Origin of the sequence: Streptomyces sp. NPDC000594, from assembly GCF_040299965.1 — a bacterium.
Lineage (GTDB): Bacteria > Actinomycetota > Actinomycetes > Streptomycetales > Streptomycetaceae > Streptomyces.
On the sequence record NZ_JBEPCY010000007.1, the window covers coordinates 313,246 to 332,550 of the forward strand.

The 19,305-nt window shown below is 76.0% G+C and carries 13 protein-coding genes; 4 read left to right on the forward strand and 9 right to left on the reverse strand.

Going from position 1 to position 19,305, the window contains the following annotated elements:
• Window positions 1-63: 63 nt before the first annotated feature.
• On the forward strand, window positions 64-1,305 hold the full coding sequence (locus ABT354_RS14080; protein ID WP_351493146.1) for an oxygenase MpaB family protein: 1,242 nt from the start codon (window positions 64-66) through the stop codon (window positions 1,303-1,305).
• Between the two features lie 107 nt (window positions 1,306-1,412).
• Here the strand turns inward: ABT354_RS14080 and ABT354_RS14085 are convergent, their stop codons facing one another.
• The 3 genes from ABT354_RS14085 to ABT354_RS14095 form a co-directional block, all read right to left on the reverse strand.
• Window positions 1,413-2,897, reverse strand: a complete 1,485-nt coding sequence (locus ABT354_RS14085) for an FG-GAP-like repeat-containing protein (protein WP_351493148.1) — start codon at window positions 2,895-2,897, stop codon at window positions 1,413-1,415.
• A 55-nt stretch (window positions 2,898-2,952) separates the two neighbouring features.
• On the reverse strand, window positions 2,953-4,488 hold the full coding sequence (locus ABT354_RS14090; protein ID WP_351493150.1) for an FG-GAP and VCBS repeat-containing protein: 1,536 nt from the start codon (window positions 4,486-4,488) through the stop codon (window positions 2,953-2,955).
• A 66-nt stretch (window positions 4,489-4,554) separates the two neighbouring features.
• Complete coding sequence (locus ABT354_RS14095; RefSeq protein WP_351493152.1) at window positions 4,555-6,060, reverse strand: FG-GAP-like repeat-containing protein; 1,506 nt, start codon at window positions 6,058-6,060, stop codon at window positions 4,555-4,557.
• 531 nt (window positions 6,061-6,591) lie between these two features.
• On the opposite strand from ABT354_RS14095, the gene ABT354_RS14100 reads away from it, so the two are divergent.
• From ABT354_RS14100 to ABT354_RS14110, 3 genes are read left to right on the forward strand one after another with little or no spacing between them, the layout of a single operon-like run.
• Window positions 6,592-7,368, forward strand: a complete 777-nt coding sequence (locus ABT354_RS14100) for a hypothetical protein (protein WP_351493154.1) — start codon at window positions 6,592-6,594, stop codon at window positions 7,366-7,368.
• A 1-nt stretch (window position 7,369) separates the two neighbouring features.
• On the forward strand, window positions 7,370-8,068 hold the full coding sequence (locus ABT354_RS14105) for a response regulator (RefSeq protein ID WP_351493157.1): 699 nt from the start codon (window positions 7,370-7,372) through the stop codon (window positions 8,066-8,068).
• Window positions 8,065-9,426, forward strand: coding sequence for an ATP-binding protein (locus tag ABT354_RS14110; RefSeq protein WP_351493159.1), 1,362 nt, complete (start codon window positions 8,065-8,067; stop codon window positions 9,424-9,426). Before ABT354_RS14105 ends, ABT354_RS14110 begins: the two co-directional genes overlap by 4 nt.
• Before the next feature lie 74 nt (window positions 9,427-9,500).
• On the opposite strand, the gene ABT354_RS14115 is transcribed toward ABT354_RS14110, so the two are convergent.
• From ABT354_RS14115 to ABT354_RS14140, 6 genes are all read right to left on the reverse strand, one after another.
• A complete protein-coding gene (locus ABT354_RS14115; RefSeq protein ID WP_351493161.1) occupies window positions 9,501-11,231 on the reverse strand; it encodes an ABC transporter ATP-binding protein in 1,731 nt (576 codons plus the stop codon).
• A gap of 784 nt (window positions 11,232-12,015) precedes the next feature.
• Window positions 12,016-13,737, reverse strand: coding sequence for an ABC transporter ATP-binding protein/permease (locus ABT354_RS14120; RefSeq protein ID WP_351493163.1), 1,722 nt, complete (start codon window positions 13,735-13,737; stop codon window positions 12,016-12,018).
• Complete coding sequence (locus ABT354_RS14125) at window positions 13,734-14,990, reverse strand: nitroreductase (RefSeq protein ID WP_351493166.1); 1,257 nt, start codon at window positions 14,988-14,990, stop codon at window positions 13,734-13,736. The genes ABT354_RS14120 and ABT354_RS14125 overlap by 4 nt, the downstream gene beginning before the upstream one ends.
• 392 nt (window positions 14,991-15,382) lie before the next feature.
• Window positions 15,383-16,762 (reverse strand): YcaO-like family protein, encoded by a 1,380-nt coding sequence (locus tag ABT354_RS14130; protein WP_351493168.1) that lies wholly within the window; start codon window positions 16,760-16,762, stop codon window positions 15,383-15,385.
• Window positions 16,759-18,309: a CocE/NonD family hydrolase gene (locus tag ABT354_RS14135; RefSeq protein WP_351493170.1), complete on the reverse strand. Its 1,551-nt coding sequence runs from the start codon at window positions 18,307-18,309 to the stop codon at window positions 16,759-16,761. The genes ABT354_RS14130 and ABT354_RS14135 overlap by 4 nt, the downstream gene beginning before the upstream one ends.
• Window positions 18,306-19,172 (reverse strand): hypothetical protein, encoded by an 867-nt coding sequence (locus ABT354_RS14140; RefSeq protein WP_351493172.1) that lies wholly within the window; start codon window positions 19,170-19,172, stop codon window positions 18,306-18,308. The genes ABT354_RS14135 and ABT354_RS14140 overlap by 4 nt, the downstream gene beginning before the upstream one ends.
• Window positions 19,173-19,305 lie beyond the last annotated feature (133 nt).

The following is a 19,305-nucleotide window of genomic DNA, read 5'->3' on the forward strand; positions in this document are numbered from 1 at the left end:
CGCCGCCCGGCCCCCGCATCCGTCGTCGTCCCATGGCGCCCGAGAGGAACGAGGAAGAAGCGTATGACCACCACTGGAGCCGACGGGACGACCGGACCGACGGCCGCGCCCGCCTCCCCCGTCTCCCCTGCCTATACCGAGCACTCCCTCGACGCCCTGCGCGGGCTCGGCGACGAGCTGGCGGACGCCACCGTCGAGGCCCTGTTCTCCCGGGGCGAGGCCGGCCGGTTCAACACGCTGATGCGGTGGTTCTCCACGGCGGGCCAGGAGCTGCCCCGGGGGCTCCCGGAGGTGGCGCGGGAGTATCTGGAGGCGACCGCGATGCCGCCCTCCTGGGTCGACTGGGGCGAGATGGAGAAGGCCCGGCTCTTCTTCATCGACAACAATGTGCACATCTCGACCGCGCTCTCCTTCGCGTCGATGCCGGCCTGCTATGTGGTGCCGCATGTGGCGAAGCTGCTCAGCGCGACCCACGCACTGGAGTACCCCTCCCGGCGGATGGCGGAGACCGGGCAGTTCACCGTCTATCTGATGCAGCCGGGGGCCTTCGAGGCGGGGAGCCGGTTCATCCCCGCCGCGCAGAAGGTCCGGCTGCTGCATGCGTCGATCCGCTATCACCTGCGGCAGGAGAACCGCTGGGATGTGGCCGCGCTGGGGACGCCGATCTGTCAGGAGGACATGATCGGCGGGCAGATGATGTTCTCGATCCAGGTGCTCGACGCACTGCACCGGCTCGGCATCCATATGTCCAACGAGGGCGCGGACGCCTACTTCTACGCCTGGCGGGTGGTGGGGGCGATGCTCGGCATCGACCTCGCCGCTATGCCGAAGGACCTGGCGGAGGCGCGTCTCTTCTCCGACCTGTACATGAGCCGGCACATGGCCCCCTCCGAGGAGGGGGTACGGCTCACCCGGCAGCTGATGGACCTGTACGAGGAGGTGGTGCCCGGGACCGTCTTCGACCCGGTGGTCCCGGCCATGATCCGGTATCTCGTCGGGGACACGGCGGCGGACTGGCTCGATGTCCCCCGCTCCGCGCTCTGGGACTCGGCGATCCGTACCGCGCCCGCGCTGCTGGGTGTGCTGGAGACCCTGGAGGACCGCTCCCCGCTGGCCGCCTGGGCGCTGGACCGGGTGGGGCACTACACCAGTGTCCTGGAGCTGAGTTCACTCACCCGGGGCCGGATCATGCAGTACGCCATTCCGGAACAGCTGAAGAGCGAGTACGGGGTCACCTCGGCCAAACCCCGGCTGGACCGCTGGACCCCGCCGCCGCTGACCCCCGACCCCCGTGCGAGGGTCTGAGGCCGCTCCGAAGGGGTGCCCGGGGGCCGGACCGGCTCCCGGGGGTGTCCCCGGGAGCCGGTACCGGATCCGGCGGGGCCACCGGGCGGGCGGCGGCCCCGGTGGGCTCACTCGTTGAAGGTCCAGCCCAGCTGGGCCCTGATCGCGGGCATCCCGAGTTTCCCGGCGCCGAAGGTCCAGGAGCCGTTCACGGTGGGACCGGCGGCGCTGTCCGGGAGGACCCACACCGAGCCGTTGCCCGCGTTCTCGTCGACCGCCGCCGCCAGGAGTTCGGCGCGGCCGTCGCCGTCGGTGTCGGCCAGCGAGGTCGCGGAGCCGAAGTGGTCGGCCCGCTCCGCCGCCCCCGGCACTCCCTGGGTGTCCTGGGTGAAGACCTTGGCACCGGTGCCGGTGGGGCCGGTGCGGGTGCCCCGCAGGACCACGGTGGCTCCGGCGTCCTTGAGGGTGCCGAGATCCTCGCCGGGGACCCCGACCGAGATATCGGGGTAGCCGTCGCCATTGGTGTCCCCGACCGACACACCCCGGCCGAAGAAGTCGCCGTCCTCGGCGGTTCCGGGCACCCCCGCGCTGTCCTGGTTGAGGGAGCGGGTACGGGACTTCTCCGGCCCCCGGGCGGAGCCGGGGATCCAGCTGACCATGCCGCCCTTGGCGGTGGGGATGGTGTGGTCGCCCTCGTTGCCGTCGATCGAGCGGCCCACGACCAGATCGTCGTAGCCGTCCCGGTCCAGGTCGCCGATGTCGACATTGTCGCCGCCCTGCGGCTCGGCGCCGACGGCGGTGACGGGACCCGGGCCCTGCGGGGTGCCCATCAGCACCCCGGTGGTGCCCGCCTCGTCCACATCGCCGTTGCGGTACCAGGTCGCCGCGATGTCGCTGCGCCCGTCCTTGTTCAGATCCCCGGCGGCGAGGTCCCGGACCTCGGTGTCGGGAAGGGTCGCGACCGTGGTGGAGGCGGTGGGGGCGCCGGCCCGGGTGAACGGGCCGGAGAGCACCCGCAGTTCGTCCGCCTCCATGCTCGCCACGTCCTGGTCGCCGTCGCCGTCGAAGTCCCCGGCGGCGATCTGCTCACCGAGCTGCCCCTGGGCGACGGTGCCGTCCCGCAGCACGGCGGCGGAGTTGAGCCCTCCCGGGCTGCCCCAGAACACATACAGCGCCCCTGTGTCACGGGTCTGGCCGATGTCCTCGTGGGAGGCGCCGACGACAAGGTCGGTGTGGCCGTCGGCGTCCAGGTCGGTGGCGGTCACCGCGGATCCGAAGCGGTCGCCGTACTCGGAGGAGCCCGGCACGTACAGCATGTCCTGATAGACCATGTGCTGGTGGTCGGTCAGCTTGCCGCCGCCGCTGCCGTACAGGATCCCGACATAGCCGGTCTCCCAGACACCCGGGATCCGTGACGTGGGCGCGGTGACCACCACGTCCCCGAAGCCGTCACCGTTGAAGTCCGCCTTCGGCGCCTTCGCGGACGCGGCGCGCGGCTGCCGGTCCTGACCGCTCGCGGGCGCGGCGAGCGCCATCGGTGCGGTGAGGCCGCAGACGACCGCGACCGCGACGGCCAGCGCCGGGACACGGGCGACTCCACGTGCGTTGATCATCAGTAACTCCCCTGGGAGGAACGCCCCGGTGCCCGGGGCGGCTGCGGGACGCCCACTACTGGTTGAAGCTGTTGCCGAAGTAGTCCGACGCGTTGGGGTAGAGGCCGAGGGTCGACTGGCTGATGGCGACCGAGCCCTTGGCGGTGGCTCCGGTGGCGGTCGGCTTGAAGACCCAGACCGATCCGGCGTGCCAGTTCTCGCCCACGGCGGAGACCAGGAGTTCGCCCCGGCCGTCGCGGTTGGTGTCGACGACCTTGGCGGTGCCGCCGAAGCCGTCCCTGGCCTCGGCGGTGCCGGGGACTCCGGCGGTGTTCTGGCTGAACGCCTGGGCGCCGGTCCCGGTGGGGCCGCTCTTCGTGCCCCGCAGCACGACGACCGCACCCGCCTCGTCCCGGCCGTCCAGCTCCTCGCCGGGGACACCCACGACGATTTCGGCGTAGCCGTCGCCGTTGATGTCGCCGACGGTGACCCCGGTGCCGAAGCGGTCGCCGTGACGGCGCTGGTCCAGCCCTTCGGCGGCGCCCGGGATCCCGGGGCTGTCCTGGTTGAAGGCACGGCCCTTGGCCACCACCGGCCCCTGGGCGGAGCCGGGGATCCAGGTGACCTTGCCGCCCTTGTCGATGGGCTGGTCGCCCTGGTAGCGCTCCTCGGGACGGCCGAGGACGAGATCCTCGTACCCGTCCTTGTTCACATCGCCGACGGTGACCTGGTCCGCCTGGGTGTTCCGGCCCTCGACATAGCTCCCGGTGGCGCCCAGGCCCTGGGCGGTGCCGCGCCGGACCATCAGCATATGGGTCCGGCCCTCGACGGATTCGTCGTCCCGCCACTCCTGCTGGATGGTGACGAGGTCGTCCTTGCGGTCCCCGTTCACATCACCGGCGGCCAGGTCGCGGAGGTAGATGGCGTTGTCGTCCTGGAGGACGGCGGAGGCGGCGGGGGTGCCGTTCCTGCGGAAGGGGCCGGAGAGGGTGTGGAGCACCGAGCCGGACGCCTCGCTGAGGACGAGGTCGGCGTCGCCGTCGCCGTCGAAGTCGCCGACCGCCATCTGGGCGCCGAGTTCACCGCGCTCGCGGACTCCGTTCTTCAGGGTGGCCCCGCTCGTGAGCCCCTTGGGACCGCCCCAGAGGACGGCGACGGTGCCCGCGTCCCTCACCGCGCCGACGTCCTCGGAGCCGGCGGAGACGACCAGATCGGTGTAGCCGTCCCGGTCGAGGTCGCCGGTGGCCGAGGTGCTGCCGAAGGAGTCACCGGTCTCGGCCGTCCCGGGGACCCCGGGGCTGTCCTGGTGGATGAGCGTGCGCCGCTCGTGGAGGGGGCCGGAGCGGCCGCCGTAGAAGACGGCGAGGTACCCCGGCTTCAGGGTGTCCTCCATATTCGCCCCGGGGGCGGAGACGACGACATCGCGATAGCCGTCGCCGTTGAAGTCCTCCGGCTTCGCCTGGGGCTTGGCCTTCGCCGGCACGGGGGCGGCGACGGGGGCCGTGGCGGGCGCCCGCTCGGGGACGGCGTGCGCCACGGGTGCGGTCAGGGCGGCCACCACCGCGACGGCGGCGGCCTGACCCAGACCACGGGTCACTCGGCGTGAAGTCATGAATCGGTCCTTCTGTGATGTACGAGCGGTTACGAGGGCGGTCGCGCGGCGGGAGCGGTCAGCGGGTCAGCGGGGGAAGCCGCCGCCGAGGACGCCCTTGGCCGCATGGGTGCCGAGCGATCCGGCGCCGAAGGTGACCGCCCCCTTCGCGGTGGTGCCGGAGGCGGTGCCGTCCAGCACGGTCACCGCGCCGGAGCGGCGGTTCTCGTTCGGGGCACCCACGAACAGCTCGCCGCGCCGGTCACCGTCGATGTCGACGATCGTGGTGGCCCAGCCCATGCCGTCCTCGGCCTCGGCGACGCCCGGCACTCCGGGGGTGTCCTGGCTGAAGACCCGCGCGCCCTTGCCGGTGGGGCCGTCCTTGGTGCCCCGCAGCACGACGACCGCGCCCGCGTCCCGGATGCCGTCGAAGCTCTCGCCGGGAACCCCGGCCGCGATGTCCCCGTACCCGTCGCCGTCGACATCGCCGATGGAGACCCCGGCGCCGAAGTTGTCGCTGTAGTCCGGGCCGCCGGGGCCCTCGGCGGCCCCGGGGACGCCCGGGGAGTCCTGGTTGAAGTGGCGGGCCCGCGCCGGGATCGGCCCCTTGGCGGCGCCGGGGATGTAGGTGATCATCCCGCCCTTGATGTACGGCAGTCCGACGGACGCGTCGCTGCCGTCGTCGTTACGGCCGATGACGACATCGGCGTAGCCGTCCTTGTTGATGTCGCCGATGTCGACGCTGCTGCCGCCGAACTTGTGGTCGCCGAAGCCCTTGGCGGCGCCCAGTCCGCGCGAGGTGCCCATGCGGTAGACGGAGCCCACCCCGTCGAAGTCGCCGAAGTAGTACTGGTTGGCGACCAGGTCGGTCCTGCCGTCGGCGTTCAGGTCACCGGCCGCGAGGTCGCTGATGCCGAAGTCCTTGAACTCGTTCTCCTCGATCACCGTCCCGGCGGTGGCGCCGTCGCGTCCGAACGGCCCGAAGATCTGGCGCAGATCCCTGTTCCGCTCCGCGACGACCAGATCCTGGTCGCCGTCGCCGTCGAAGTCGCCCGCGACCCCGATCGAGCCGAGGCGGTCGGCCGCCGTGGCCCCGTTCATCACGGTGGTGGCGCCGGAGAGCCCCTTCGGGCCGCCCCAGACCACCGCGACCGTCCCGGCGTCGGCGGTGGTGCCGATGTCCTCGCCGGGCGCCGCGACCGCCAGATCGGTGTAGCCGTCGCCGTCGAAGTCGCCCGTGGTGGTGGCGGCGCCGAAGCCGTCACCCGCCTCGACCTGGTCCGGGACGCCCGCCGAGTCCTGGTGGACGATCTGCTTCTTCGCCAGCGGGCCGCCCGACCGGGAGCCGTAGAGGACAGCGACATATCCGGCGCCCTCCCGGCCGTTCACCGTCGCCCCGGTCGCGGGGACGACGACATCGCGGTACCCGTCGCCGTTGAAGTCCTCCGGCTTCGCCTTCTTGGCCTTCGCCGGTACGGGCGCCACCGCCGGGGCACCGGCGGGCAGGGCATGGGCGACGGGCGCGGTGAGGGCACCGGCCACCGCTATCGCCACGGCCACTCCCGAAGCACGACGGGTACGGCTTGCCTTCATGATCAGATCTCCCCTGTCTCCGCTGGTCCACTACGCGGCGGCCCTCGGGCGCGCCCTGCGGCCACACCGGTGCGGATCGTTCCGGTGTGCCCCTGCTTGACCCATGAGGCGGCCGAAGGGTTGCACCGTCCGGAGGAATTCCCGGAGATGGTTCCGCGCCCCCGTTCACGGAGGGGCGCGCGGGGTCCCGTACCGGACAGTGAGCGGCTTTCGCGACACCGTCGAGCGTGTTTCGTTACCCAACGGCAGGTCGTCCGTGAGGTTTCCGCCCTACCGTCCGGTAGTCACCGGGGACGCACCGCGGCGTGCCCTCCCGTACCACCGCCCAGAAGGCAGGAACTCCCATGCGCCCGCGCACCGTCGGCCCGCGCCGCTGCCCGCGGCCGGGACGTGCCCCCCGGTCCGCGCCCACCGGCCGGGCCCGGACCGGACAGGACGGGCGGGCGGGCCGTCTCGTCCGGAAGCGGGTCCGTCACTACAGTGGCCCCGGGGACCGGAGGGGCGACGGGGGCCCGGCGGCGAAGGGGGCACATGGCGAGGTCACTCGGCGAGGGGCCGCACGGGCGGCGGTCGCGGGGGATCGTCGGGGCGCTGGCGGTGGCGCTGGCCCTGCTGGTGGGGGTGGGAACGCTCACGGGGTACGGAGGCGGGTCCCCGGACATCGTCCACCACGGCCCGCTCCCCGACGACCTGCCGTCCTATCTGCCGGAGCCGGAGACCCTGTGGGGCTTCCTCGCCACTCCGGACAGCGCGGACGCGGACGAGGAGGACCCCACGGCCTCGATGACCGACCGTCCGGCGGCCGTACCGGGTGTCCTCCTCCCCCCGGGCTCGGACCCCCGGGTCACCGTCGACCCCCGGAAGGTGATCGCCCGGGACCCGGGCATCCGCCCCGATCTGCGGGAGTCCGCCCAGGGGTGCTGGGTGGGGTGTGAGCGCAGTCGGCTGCTCTGGCGGGACATCACCGGCGACAGCCGCCATGAGCTGCTGGTCTTTCTCGCACCGCGCCCGGAGCGGATGCGGGAGGGCCGGCTGCCGCCCAGCGGTCTCTATGTCTACTGGGTGCACCGGCAGCGGATCCACCAGATCCTGGACATCCCCCTGACCCACGGCAGCCGGGTGGACCACCAGCCCTCCTCGGCGCTGCTCGTCCGGGCACCGGCACCCCGGGACCGGCGGAACGGCCCGCAGATCCGATCCGACCGCTACACCTGGAACGCGAAGACCTGGCGGCTCGAACTGACCTCCCGGTTCATCCGTCCGGCCAACTCCGTCCTGCCACCCCGGATACCGCATGGCGAAAGGTGACATGAGCCAGCCCCCCGCCCCCGAACCGCGTGTGCTCGTCGTCGAGGACGACGATGTGATCCGCGAGGCGACCTCGGTCTCCCTGTCCCGGCTCGGCTTCGCCGTGACCGCCGCCGCCGACGGGGCGTCCGCCCTGAACAGCTTCCGGCAGGAGCCGGTGGACGCGGTGATCACCGATGTGATGCTGCCCGAGCTGGACGGGGTGAGCCTCACCCGGGCGATCCGGGAGAGAAGCACCGTACCCATCCTGATGATCTCCGCACGGGGCGACGACATCGATGTGATCGCCGGCCTGGAGGCGGGCGCCGACGACTATGTCACCAAGCCGTTCCGGTCGAATGTCCTCGCCGCCCGGCTGCGCGCGCTGATGCGCCGGGCCGCCCTCGGCACCCCGCCCGACCCCGTACCCGTACGGGACATCAGAACCGTCGGCGACCTGACGGTCGACCTCGACGCCCGGGAGGTCAGGGTCGCCGGGACGCTGCTCTCCATCACCCCCACCGAACTGCGGCTGCTGATCGAGCTGACCGCCGCGCCCGGTGTGGTCCTCAGCCGCGAGAGCCTGCTCAGGGAGGTCTGGGACTACGCGTGGGGCGGGGACACCCGGGTGGTCGACGTCCATGTCCAGCGGCTGCGGGCCAAGATAGGCGCCGAACGGATCGTCACCGTCCGCGGCTTCGGCTACAAGATCGTGCGATGACCCCCCGTACCCCCCGCGCCTCCCTGCCTCCCCCGGGTCCCACGGATCCCTCGGGCACCTCGGGCACCTCGGATCCCCCAGCCTCCCGGACCGGCGCGCCCCTGCGCCGGCTGATGGAGGGACTGCCGCTCCAGCTCGCGGCCGTCGTCGCCATCGCCGCCTTTCTGCTCGCCGGCGGTCTCGGCCTGCTCACCGTCACCGCCTCCGGCGACCAGCGGCTCGAACTCAACCGCGCGCTCCTCGCCGAGCAGTTGGAGAGCGCGGCCTACACCTACGCCCGGGTGATGGTCGTGACGGAGACCCAGGTGGCGATCGACGACCCCCGGCTGCCGGCCGGGCTGCGCCGGGAGACCGCGCACCGCCAAGAGCTGTTCACCCAGCTGGTCGAGGGGGACCGGGGACCGGTCCTGTGGGCGGTCACCTATGTCGGCGGGCACAGCCTCTCCATCCGCTCCGACTACCGGCGCGAGCGCGCCGCCGACGAGCGGTTCGCCCGCACGGTGCTGTGGCTGGCGACCGGCAGCGCGACCGTGGTCTCCCTGGCCGGGCTGCTCCTCGCACGGCCGATGAGCGCACGGCTGCGCCGGGTGGCACGGACCGCGCGGCGGATCGCGGACGGGCATCTCGACGCCCGGATCGGCCCGGTGCCCGGGGCGCGGGAGATCACCGAACTCGCCGCGTCCGTCGACAAGATGGCCGCGACCCTCCAGGACCGGCTCCGGATCGAGCAGCGGTTCGCCGCCGATGTCACCCATGAGCTGCGCACCCCGGCGGCCGGGCTGCTCGCCGCCGCCGAGATCCTGCCCGAGTCCCATGAGACGGATCTGGTACGGGGCAGGGTCGAGGCGCTCTGCGAGCTGGTGGAGGATCTGCTGGAGGTCTCCCGGCTGGGGGCGGGCGTCGACTCGGTGACGCTGGAACCGCACCGGCTGGCGGAGCCGCTGCACCGGGTGGTGCTCTCCACGGGGCTGCCCTGCACGGTGGTGGTGGACGACGACTCCACCGTGCTCACCGACCCCCGGCGGCTGGCCCGCATCGTCGCCAATCTGCTGGCCAACGCGCACCGGCACGGGGCGCCGCCGGTGGTGCTCGGTCTCGACCGGGGCACGATCACGGTACGGGACCACGGCCCCGGCTATCCGCCGGATCTGCTCGCCGAGGGGCCCCGGCCCTTCCGTACGGGGACGGCGGGCCGGGGCCGGGGCAGTGGGCTCGGGCTGACCATCGCCGAGGGGCACGCCCGGCTGATCCGGGCGGAGCTGGCGTTCGACGGGGCGCCGGGCGGCGGTGCGCGGGCCGTGCTGCGGCTGCCGCTGGACGCCGAGCCGCCCCCGCCGCCGAGCGCGCGGCGACCCTGAGCGCGGGCCCGGGCCGGGCGGCCGGCCCGTCCGTCGGTCGGTCGGTCGGTGGCGGATGACCGCGGGCCCGGCGGTCAGTCGCGGACGACCACCTCCCGGAACGGCCCCGGGACGGCGGTCAGCTCCGCCCAGGTGCCCTGCTGGACCACCCGCCCGTCCGCGAGATGGGCGATCCGGTCGGCGTGCCGGATGGTGGCCGGGCGGTGCGCGACGATGAGGGTGGTACAGCGCGGCAGCGCCGCCCGGACCTCCGCGTCGCCGACGCCGTCGAGCTGGGCGGTGGTCTCGTCCAGGATCAGCACCCTCGGGCGGGTCAGCAGCGCGCGGGCGAGCGCGACCCGGGCCCGCTGGCCGCCGGAGAGGGTCGTCCCCCGCTCCCCGAGGAGCGTGGCGTACCCGTCGGGCAGCGCGGCGGCGATCCGGTCGACCCCGGTGGCGGCGGCGACGGCGCGCAGCTCGGTGTCGTCGGCCCCGGGAGCGCCGAGGCGCAGATTGTCCGCGAGGGTGCCGTGGAAGAGGGGGGTCTCCTGCCCCACCAGGGCGATGGTGCGCCGCAGTTCGGGGTCGGCCACCTCGCGGAGGTCCACGGCGCCGCCGTCGGCGCCGACGAGTTCGATCCGGCCCCGCTCGGGGTCCCAGAACCGGGCCAGCAGATGGGCGCAGGTGGACTTGCCCGCGCCGGACGCCCCGGTGAGGGCGAGCGAGCGGCCCGCGGGGATCTCCAGGTCCAGACCGTCGAGGACGGGTCCGGAACCGTACGAGAACCGTATGCCCCGCAGCCGTACCGTCAACGGGCCCTCGGGGACGGGCAGCGGCCGGGCGGGCCCGGGGGCGAGCGCGGGGGCGCGGACCGCGGACCGTACCCGGGCCGCCGCCGCGCGCAGCCCGTTCGCCTGGCCGGCGGCGGCGGTCGCGTCGGCCACCGGGGCGAGGGTGCCCAGGGCCAGCGCCATCGCGGCGGGGGCCCATGCCCCGGCGACCTCGTGCGCGGCGACGGCGACCACGCCGACGACCGCGGCGGAGACCAGCAGATCGCGGACGGCACCGGAGCGGGCCTCCCCCGCGCCCTCGGCGAGCTGGGCCCGCCCCAGCTCCCCGCCCTCCGCGCGGAGCCGTTCCCGGGCCCGGTCCAGGGCGCCGAAGGCGAGGAGTTCACGGAGCCCGTCGACGGTCTCGACGGTCCGGGCGGAGAGCCGGGCGGTGCTCCGGCGGGTACGGGCGGCGCGCGCGGCCCGGGTCCGCCCCTCCGCGAGCGGCACCAGGACCAGCAGGCCGGCGGCGGCCAGGACGGGGGGCAGCAGCCCCGGTTCGACCGCGCCGAGCACGGCGGCACCCGCGCCGAAGACCGTTCCCGCGGCGACGACCTGGGCGACGGCGTGCGCGTAGAAGAACTCCAGCGCCTCCACATCGGTGAGCGCGGCGGCGGCGAGATCACCGCTCTCCCGGCCCTCGACCCGGGCCGGGGCGCTGCGGGCGAGCCCGTCGAAGACCCGCACCCGGAGCGCGGCGAGCACCCGGTAGGCGAGGTCGTGCGAGAGATCCATCTCCCACCAGGTGACCACCGCCCGCACCACCACCAGCCCGGCGAGCCCGGCGACCGTACCGGCCCCGGGCGCGGCGCCCCGGACGACGGCGGTGCCGACGGTGTACGCGGCGAGGGTGACCAGAGCGACGAGCGAGAGCTGCCCGAGGAGGGCGGCGACGAACGTCCGGCCGGTGATGCCCCGGTGCTCGACCAGCACCGGCATGAGCGAACGGAGCGCGCCCCGCTGCTCGGTGACCTCATGTGTACGTCCGGGCCTCATCCGCCGCTCCTCGTCGTGCCGGTGCCGTTCGTCTCCGCCCCGCAGCCGCGCGCGGGGCGGTGGGCCCCTGCGGCGGCGGCCCGGGAATCCGGGCGCCGTACCGTGCGGACCGGTCCCGGTCCCGGTCCCGGCCCCGGCGCGCGGAGCCGTCCGTCCGCAGAGCCCCACTCGGTGCCCCGGAATCCGGGTGGCCGCGACCGCCGTGCACCCCGGGCCGACACCCCGCCCCGGCCCACCGGGCGACCACCTGTCAGGAACGGCACCGGTACGGGCGTACGGCACCCGGTACGTACCGGGCCACGTACCCCACCGAGCGGGCTGCCCCGGCGCGGGGACAACGCGGCGCCGTCAGGCACCGGAAGGCGGAAGCCACCGGCGACAGGCCGACACGCACACCGGCCCGGCACGACAACCGGGCGGACCCGCGGACCGGATGGTCGCGACGGCCGTACACCATGGCCGGCGACCTTCCGGCGGGGACGGTGAACGGGCACCCCGGCCGCCGGGCGGCCACCTGCCAGAAACGGCACCGGCAGCAAGCGCCCGGTGCGGAAGGGGGCACGCGCGAGGACGCCGACAGCAGGTGGACGGGCGCGCCGGCCCCATGCGTCGGCCCACGTGGTCGAAGGAGCGGCCGGCATCGGCGGGCGCGCACCACATCCGGCGGGGAAACGGCCCCGCGCCGGGAGACGTACCCCGACGGTGGCGCACCGAACCCGTACACCTGCCCGGAGGGCGGACGGCGGGGGAAGGGTGGCGTGCGCGGAGGTAACGGAGGAAGGGGTCATGCCGCGGGCCCCGCCTTCGCGAGGCGGGCGTAGACGCCGTCGGCGGCGAGGAGTTCCGGGTGGAGGCCGGTGGCCTCGACCCGGCCCCCGTCCAGGACCACGATCCGGTCGGCGTGCCGGACCGAGGCGAGGCGGTGGGCGACGACGAGGCAGGTCCGGCCCCGGGCGGCGGTCGCCAGTTCGCGGACGATACGGGCCTCACCCCGTTCGTCCACCGCGCTGGTGGCCTCGTCCAGGATGAGCACGGGGGCGTCGGCGAGCAGGGCGCGGGCGAGCGCGACCCGTTGCCGCTGGCCCCCGGAGAGGGTGGCGCCCCGTTCGCCGAGGACCGTCCCGTACCCCTGCGGCAGACGCAGGATCTCCTCGTGGACCCCGGCCGCCCGCGCCGCCGCGCGCAGTTCGGTGTCGGTGGCGTCCGGCCGGGCCAGCCGCAGATTGTCGGCGACGGACGCGGGGAAGAGGTAGGTCTCCTGGGAGACGACGGCGATGCCCCGGCGGAGCGCGGCGAGGGTGTACGCGGTGGTGGGCGCGGCGTCCACCAGGATCCTCCCCCGGTCGGGGTCGGCATGGCGCAGCAGCAGCCCGAGGAGGGTGGACTTGCCCGCCCCCGAGGGGCCGACGATCGCGGTGGTGCGTCCGGCGGGAGCGGTGAAGGTGACCCCGGTGAGGGCGGGTCCGGCCGCGCCCGGGTGGGTGTGGTGGACGTTCTCGAAGCGGATGGCGGGGGCGCCGGGCCAGGTCCCGTCCCGGGTGCCGGTGTCCGGGACGGCCGGGTCCGCGGTTCGCAGCGCGGCGATGCCGTCGGCGGCGGAGAGGCCGAGGTGTCCGGCGTGCCATTCGCGGGCCAGGTCGCGGATGGGGCGGAAGCATTCGGAGGTCAGCATGAGCAGGAGATAGGTCTCGGTTCCGGTGGTGGTGCCGCCGGTCGCGGAGGCGCAGGCGACCAGGACGGCGGCGACGGTGCCGCCCTGGACGGCGAGGTCGGTGAGGCCGGTGTCGACCAGGGAGACCCTGAGTTTGGCGACGGTGGCGCGGTGCAGGGCGTGGGAGCGTTCGGCGAGCCGGGCGCGGGTACGGCCGGTGGCCCCGGCGGCCCGGAGCGCGGCCATGCCCTGGAGGGCCTCCAGATAGTCGGCGGCGAGGGCCTCGTACGCACCCCAGTGCTGTGCGCCGCGACGCGCGAGCAGCCGGTCCCACCAGCGGGGGGCGAGCAGCGCGAGGAGCAGCGCGGGGGCGAGGACGGCGACCGCGAGGGGTTCGACGGTGGCGACGGCGGCCAGCAGGAGGGGCGGCAGCAGGCAGGTGACGGCGAGTTGGGGCAGATAGCGGGAGACATACGCGTCGACGCCTTCGACGCCGTCCACGAGGACGGCGCGGAGGGCTCCGGCGCGGTCCGCCCGGTCGCGTACCGGGCCGGTCGCGCCGAGGCGTTCCAGCAGCCGGTCGCGGAGGCGGGCGCGGACGGTGGCGCCGGCCGTGACGGCGTGGTGCCGCCCGGCGACCGTGAGGAGCGCGCGGATCAGGACGGTCGCGGCGACGGCGGTGAGCAGGGCGGGCAGCGGGCCGGTGGCGCCCCGGGCGAGGGCGGCGAGCGCGTGGGCGAGCAGCACGGCCTGGCCGAGGTGGGTCAGGGCGACGGCGAACAGGAGCGCGGTGGCGACGGTGAGGGGCCGGCGCGCGGTGCGGGCGGCCCGGGCGAGTTCGGGGTGGACCATCATGCGGGGTCTCGTTCCTTCGGGGTCCCGGCGTCCGGTGCCGGGGGGTGTGCGGGGCGGGCCCGGTGGCGGGGCGGGGCGCCGAGGGCGAGTCCGTGGACGATCCACTCCCGGCCGGGTTCGCCGCCCAGGGCCGCGCCGAGGTCGGCGTTCTGCCAGCAGCCGACGGGGCGGGCGGCGAGGCCGAGGGCCGTGGCCATGAGGTGGGCGTGGCCGGCTCCGTAGCCGGCGAGGAGGTGGTCCCGGCGGATCCGGGCGGGTCCGGCGTCGCCGGGGCAGCCGACGGAGAGGAGGACGGCGCCGGTGGTGGCGAGCCAGCCCTGTCCGGCGGCCCAGGCGGCGAGGGTCGGCAGGACGGGGCCGGTGGCCCCGGTGGCGAGCCGGCCGGCCCGGAGGACCCGCAGGGCGGGGCGGGTACCGCCGGTGGCGAGCCACCAGCGGGGGCCGCCGGGCGTGGCCGCGTGGGCCGCGCCGATCACCCGCAGCAGGTCGGTTTCGGAGGGCCGTTCGGCGGCGGCGAGGGTCTCCAGAGGGGCGCTGCGGCGGTCCCGGATCACGGACCGGGGGGTGCGGGCGGGGGCGGTGTGCCAGGTGCCGTGGGGGGTTCCGGCCGCCGCGAGCAGCCGCAGGATCCGCCGGGCGTGGACGAGGTCGGGGTGGTCCCCGGGGGCGGGCTCGGTGTCCGCCGTGGTCGCCGTGGTCGCCGGCCAGTCGGCGAGGCGGGCGGCCCCGGTGAGCCGTACGGCCGCGAGCGGCACCCCGCCGTCATGGCCCGGTCCGGCCAGGACGGCATCCGGGGTGTGGGCCGCCGCGCCGGCCGCGACGAGTGCGGCGGCGGTGTGTCCGGTGTCGAGCAGGACGAGCGGCCAGGCCCGGTGCCGGTAGTGGGCGACGGTCCGCTCCGGCGCGGCGATGAGCAGGGCGAGGGTTCCGGGGGGCGCGGGCAGGGCGCGGGGGCGGTGGAGATGGAGTCGGTGGGCGCCGGGTTCATAGGTGTACTCGCCCGGGGGCAGCCCGGAGTCGGCGCCGGCCAGGATCCGTACGGTCACGGGGTGGAGCGCCCCGGCGGACGCGGCGGGCCGCAGCCGCCCGCCCGCGACGGAGTGGCGCAGCAGCGGATCGAGTACGGCGGGTACGGCCACCCCCGCCGCCTGGCTCGGCCGGGCCCTCTCCGGCCACGGCAGATCGGGACCGGGCACCTCGCCGGAACGGGCCCTGGCGAGGGCGGCGGTGACCGGTGACGGCCGTGATCGCATCGGTGCGTTCGTCCTCTCATGGGGTCGGCGGAGGGGCGGCGGTATCGGGTGGGCGGTGGCTCGGTGCGCTCCCGGACACCGGTGTCCCACCGGTTCGGTGGCTTCGGGTACGCGGCCGGCGCGGGCGGCGTCGCATGAGGGCGGCCCGGGGCGCCGATGGGGTCGCCGGCGCTCGGGCCCACGCGGGGGCCGACGCCCAACAGCCGCGGCACGGGCGGCCGTCCCACCGACCCGGTCGGGGTCATCACCCTCTGGCGCATGACCATGGGCCGTCGGCCCCGCCCCCGAGGTGGCCGAGGCCAGGAATCCGGGACGCGCGGCCGTTCACCGTGCTCCGCTCCCGGGCGGCACCCCGGGGAACGCCTCCGGCGCGGCGGCACCGGCCGGGCGGCTCACATGTGCGGGGGTGGGGCGAGGGTGAAGTCCGCCGCATCCGCCGGGGGCCGGGTGCGCCAGCCGCGGGCGAGGGCGGCGTGGGCGAAGCGCGGGCAGCCGAAGTGGCCGAAGGCGGCGGGGGCGTTGGGGATCAGCCCGGTGACCAGGACCCGGGCGACCCGGAGCGTGGTCAGGGCCACGTCCTCGGTGGTCAGGTCGAGGGTGAGGACCCGGTGCCCGCCCGCCGCGAGGGCGGTGTCGAGCCGGGCGCGGCTGCCGGGCTCGATCGCGTCGACCGGGACGGTTCCCCCGGCGGGGTGGGTGAAGCGGCGGGCGAGCGGCGCCATGCGCGGGTCCAGCCAGACCTGGACATGGGCGCCGAGGTCGCGCACCGCGGCGAAGTCGTCGCCGCTGGAGTCGAGATAGCGCCGGTCGGGCCGGTGGTCGAGGTAGAGGCCGCGGGCGAGCAGACCCGCGTCGACAGCGCGGAAGACCCAGCCGTCGGGGTCGGTGGTGCCCTGGGTGAAGACCCAGGTGTGGACGGCTTCGAGGACGGCCTTGCGGACCGCTTCGGCGGGGTCGTACCGGCAGGCGAACCCGGCCGCGTACAGTCCGCGCGCCGGGTCGTGGACGAGGGCGGCGGCGCAGGGGGCGAACTCGGAGGGCAGTTCGACGGCGCTGACCTCCAGGGCGCAGCCGGCGAGGTCCTCGGCGAGCCCGGGGACGGTGGCGAGGTCGATGCCGCGGGTGGGTCCGTCGAGGTGCCACCACAGCCCCAGCGCGTCCCGTTCGACGACTTCGAGGAGTCCGCGTTCGACGGCGTCGTCGAGGCCCTGCCCGGTGGCGATGCCCGCGTAGTTGAGGTGGTGGGTACGGGGCAGGCCGCGCCAGGGGCCCTGCCGCCAGTTGAGGTGGCTGAGGGCGACCGGCACCCAGTGGGGACCGTCGTCGGCGGTGGCGCGGGCCCAGAGCGCGGGGGTGTCGGGGGTGAGCGGCCGGTAGGGGAAGCCGGGCCGGCGGTACTGCCAGGGGGCGTACGAGGGGACCTCGCCGGGGCCGTACACCCGCTCGCCCTCGGCGCGGAGTTCGGCGGCGGTGGCCCGGCGGGGGGCCGCCGGGTGGCCGGGGGGCGGGAGCCGGTTGCCGCAGTAGCGTTCCACGGCCTCGGCGACGGCGGCGGTCCGGGCGCCCGCGGGGTCGGCGAAGGTGGTGCCGAGGGAGACCCGGTCGGCGGGCCAGGCGCCGAAGCGGCGGGCGTCGGCGACCTCGGCGGTCATGGCGGTGTAGCGGGGCGGCGCCCCCTCGGGGTGGGGTACGGGTCCCACCCGGCGGACGATGCCGCAGACGGGGTCCACGAGGTGGTCGAGCGGGAGGGGTGCCGGGGCGGCGGTCGTCATGCGCAGATCTCCTCGTAGAGGTCGGGCAGGGCGTCGGCGGGGCGCAGCCGGGTGGTGGGCAGCAGCAGGGCGCCCCGGTCGGCGCGGACCGTACGGCGGGACGGCAGGAGCCGGGTCGCGGTGACGGGGTCCTGGCCGGTGTGGGGGTTGCGGGCGTGGGCGGGGAAGTGGTGGCCGCTGATCTCGATCCGCAGCCGGGTGCCCGCGCGGAGTCTGCGGGCGAGGAGTCCGAGGTCGACCTGGACGGTGTGTTCGGTGCCGGGTGGACGGGTGGTGCGGGCGGTGCCGAGGGCGAGGGGTTCGGCCCGGCCGCCGGGGTCGAGGGCGACGAGCCGGACGAACCAGTCGGCGGCCGGGGTGTCGGCGGTGACGGTCAGCCGTGCGGCGGCGGGCCCGAAGAGGTCCTCGGGGCGTTTCAGCGGCGGGGTGAGCAGCAGGGCCCGGTCGGTGCGGTGGGGGTCGGCCGTCAGATCGTCGGAGCGTACGGGGCGGTCGGGGTCGGCGAGGAAGCCGGCGCCGTGCAGCAGCCGGGGTCCGTGGGGCGTGCCGAAGGGGAGCCCGCGGACGGCGGCGGGGGCGACGGTGGCACCGGCCGGGTACCAGTGGGGGGCGCCGCCGAGGGCGATGGCGCCGCGTGTTCCGCCCTCGGCGCGGCCTTCGCAGACGGCGCGGGCCCAGCGGGCGGTGAGGTCGCCGAGGTCGATGCGGTGGCCGGGGCGGGCCCCGGCGCCGGGGTCGTGGGTGAGCCGGTGGCCCCAGGGGCCGAGGACGAGCCGGGCGGGGCCGCCCCAGGCGCGCCAGAGGGCGAGGGTGTCGGCGGCGAAGGGGTCGTGGACGCCTCCGACGGCGAGCAGTGGTATCCGTGCGAGGGCGGCGCGTTCGGGGAGGCGGCCGGTGCGGCGGGCGTGCCAGACGGCGGGCCAGGAGGGCAGCGGGCGGCCGAGGCGGGCCGGGAGCGCGGCCACGGGGAGGTGGGTGAGGAGGCCGGGGTCGGTGGCGAGGCGGCGGTCGAGGGCGGTGGGGTCGGAGTCGGGGCGGTCGCCGTGGGCGGCCCACCATCCGGCGCGGCCGAGGAGGCGTTCCACTCCGGAGGGTTCGCGGGCGGTCTCGGCGGTGCCGAGGGCGGGTACGGCGGCGATGACGGCGTCGGGGCCGTCGGCGGGCCGGGGCGCGGGGGTCGCGGTGTCGCCGGTGGCGGCGGTGAGGGCGCAGTACGCGGCGTAGGAGGCACCGGCGGTGACGATCCGTCCGTCGCTCCAGCCGCGGCCCCGGATCCAGCGGAGGGTGGCGACGGCGTCGGCGGCCTCCTGGGCGTAGGGGCGCCAGGGGCCCGCGGAACCGTACCGTCCGCGGACGTCCTGGACGGCGACGGCGAAGCCCCGGGCGGCCCAGGCGCGGGCCTCGTGGTGGTGGGCGCGGCGGCCGTAGGGGGTGCGGATGACGACGGTGGGGTACGGCCCGGGGGCGTGGTCCCGCCCGGTGCCCGGGAGGTGGATGTCGGTGGCGAGCCGGGTGCCGTCGGCGGGGATGCGGACGGTGGTGGTCATGGTGTCTCCCGGGCGGTGGGCAGCGGCAGACAGCCGGGGACCGGCAGGACGGGGTGTTCGGTGAGGCGGAGGTCGCGGAGGTCGAGCCGGCGCAGCAGGGGGCGGTCGGGGGTGCGGCCGGGGTGCGCGATCAGCTCTCCGAGCAGCAGGGCGGCGGTGTACGCGGCGGTGAGCGGGGTGTGTGCGGGGGTGTCGTCGGGGGTGCCGGATCCCGCCCAGTAGGCGGTGAGTTCGCGGTGGGCGGGGGTCGCGGCGAGCCGGCGCAGCCGGATGTCGGCGGCGGTGACGCCGTGGGGGCCCCGGGCGAGGGGTTCCAGCCAGGCGTGGGCGCCCTCGCGGTGGCAGCGCAGCCAGCCGGGGCCGTCGCCGTGGCGGGAGAGCAGGTCGGGGAGGTCCCACAGGCCGGGGGGTACGGGGCCGTCGAGGCACCAGACGACGGTGGTCCCGGGTCCGGCCCCGGTGGTCCGGGCGGCGAGGGTGGCGGGGGCCACGGGGCGGGCGAGGGCTCCGGCGGCGCGGGCGAAGCGGGCGAGGGGTTCGGTGAGGACCGGGTCGCCGAGGAGGAGCAGGGTGGTTCCGGTGAGGGGGCCGGGTGTCTCGGTGGCCGGGGCGGGGCGGCGGGTGGCGTATCCGGCCTCTTCGAAGGCGGTGACGAGCCGGTGCACGGCGGCGGTGGCCCCGGGGCCTTCCGGGGCGGTGTCCGGGGTGGTGCGGGGCGGGGTGTCCAGGGCGTGCAGGAGGTCGGCGGGCGGTACGTCCCCGGTGTCGACGCGGAGGAACTCCCCGTCGGGGGTGCGGAGCGCGAGGCCCCGGCCGGGCACGGTGACAAGGACGGCGCCGGGGGCGAGTCGCGGGGGGTTCACGTACGGCTCCTCAACTGCGGTGGCTGGACGGGGGCGGGGCGGGGCCGGGGCCGCCCGGGGGCAAGCGGGGGGCCCGCGGGCCCCGGGGGGCCGTGGGGGGACCGGGGACGGGGCCGGGCGACCCCGCACGGGG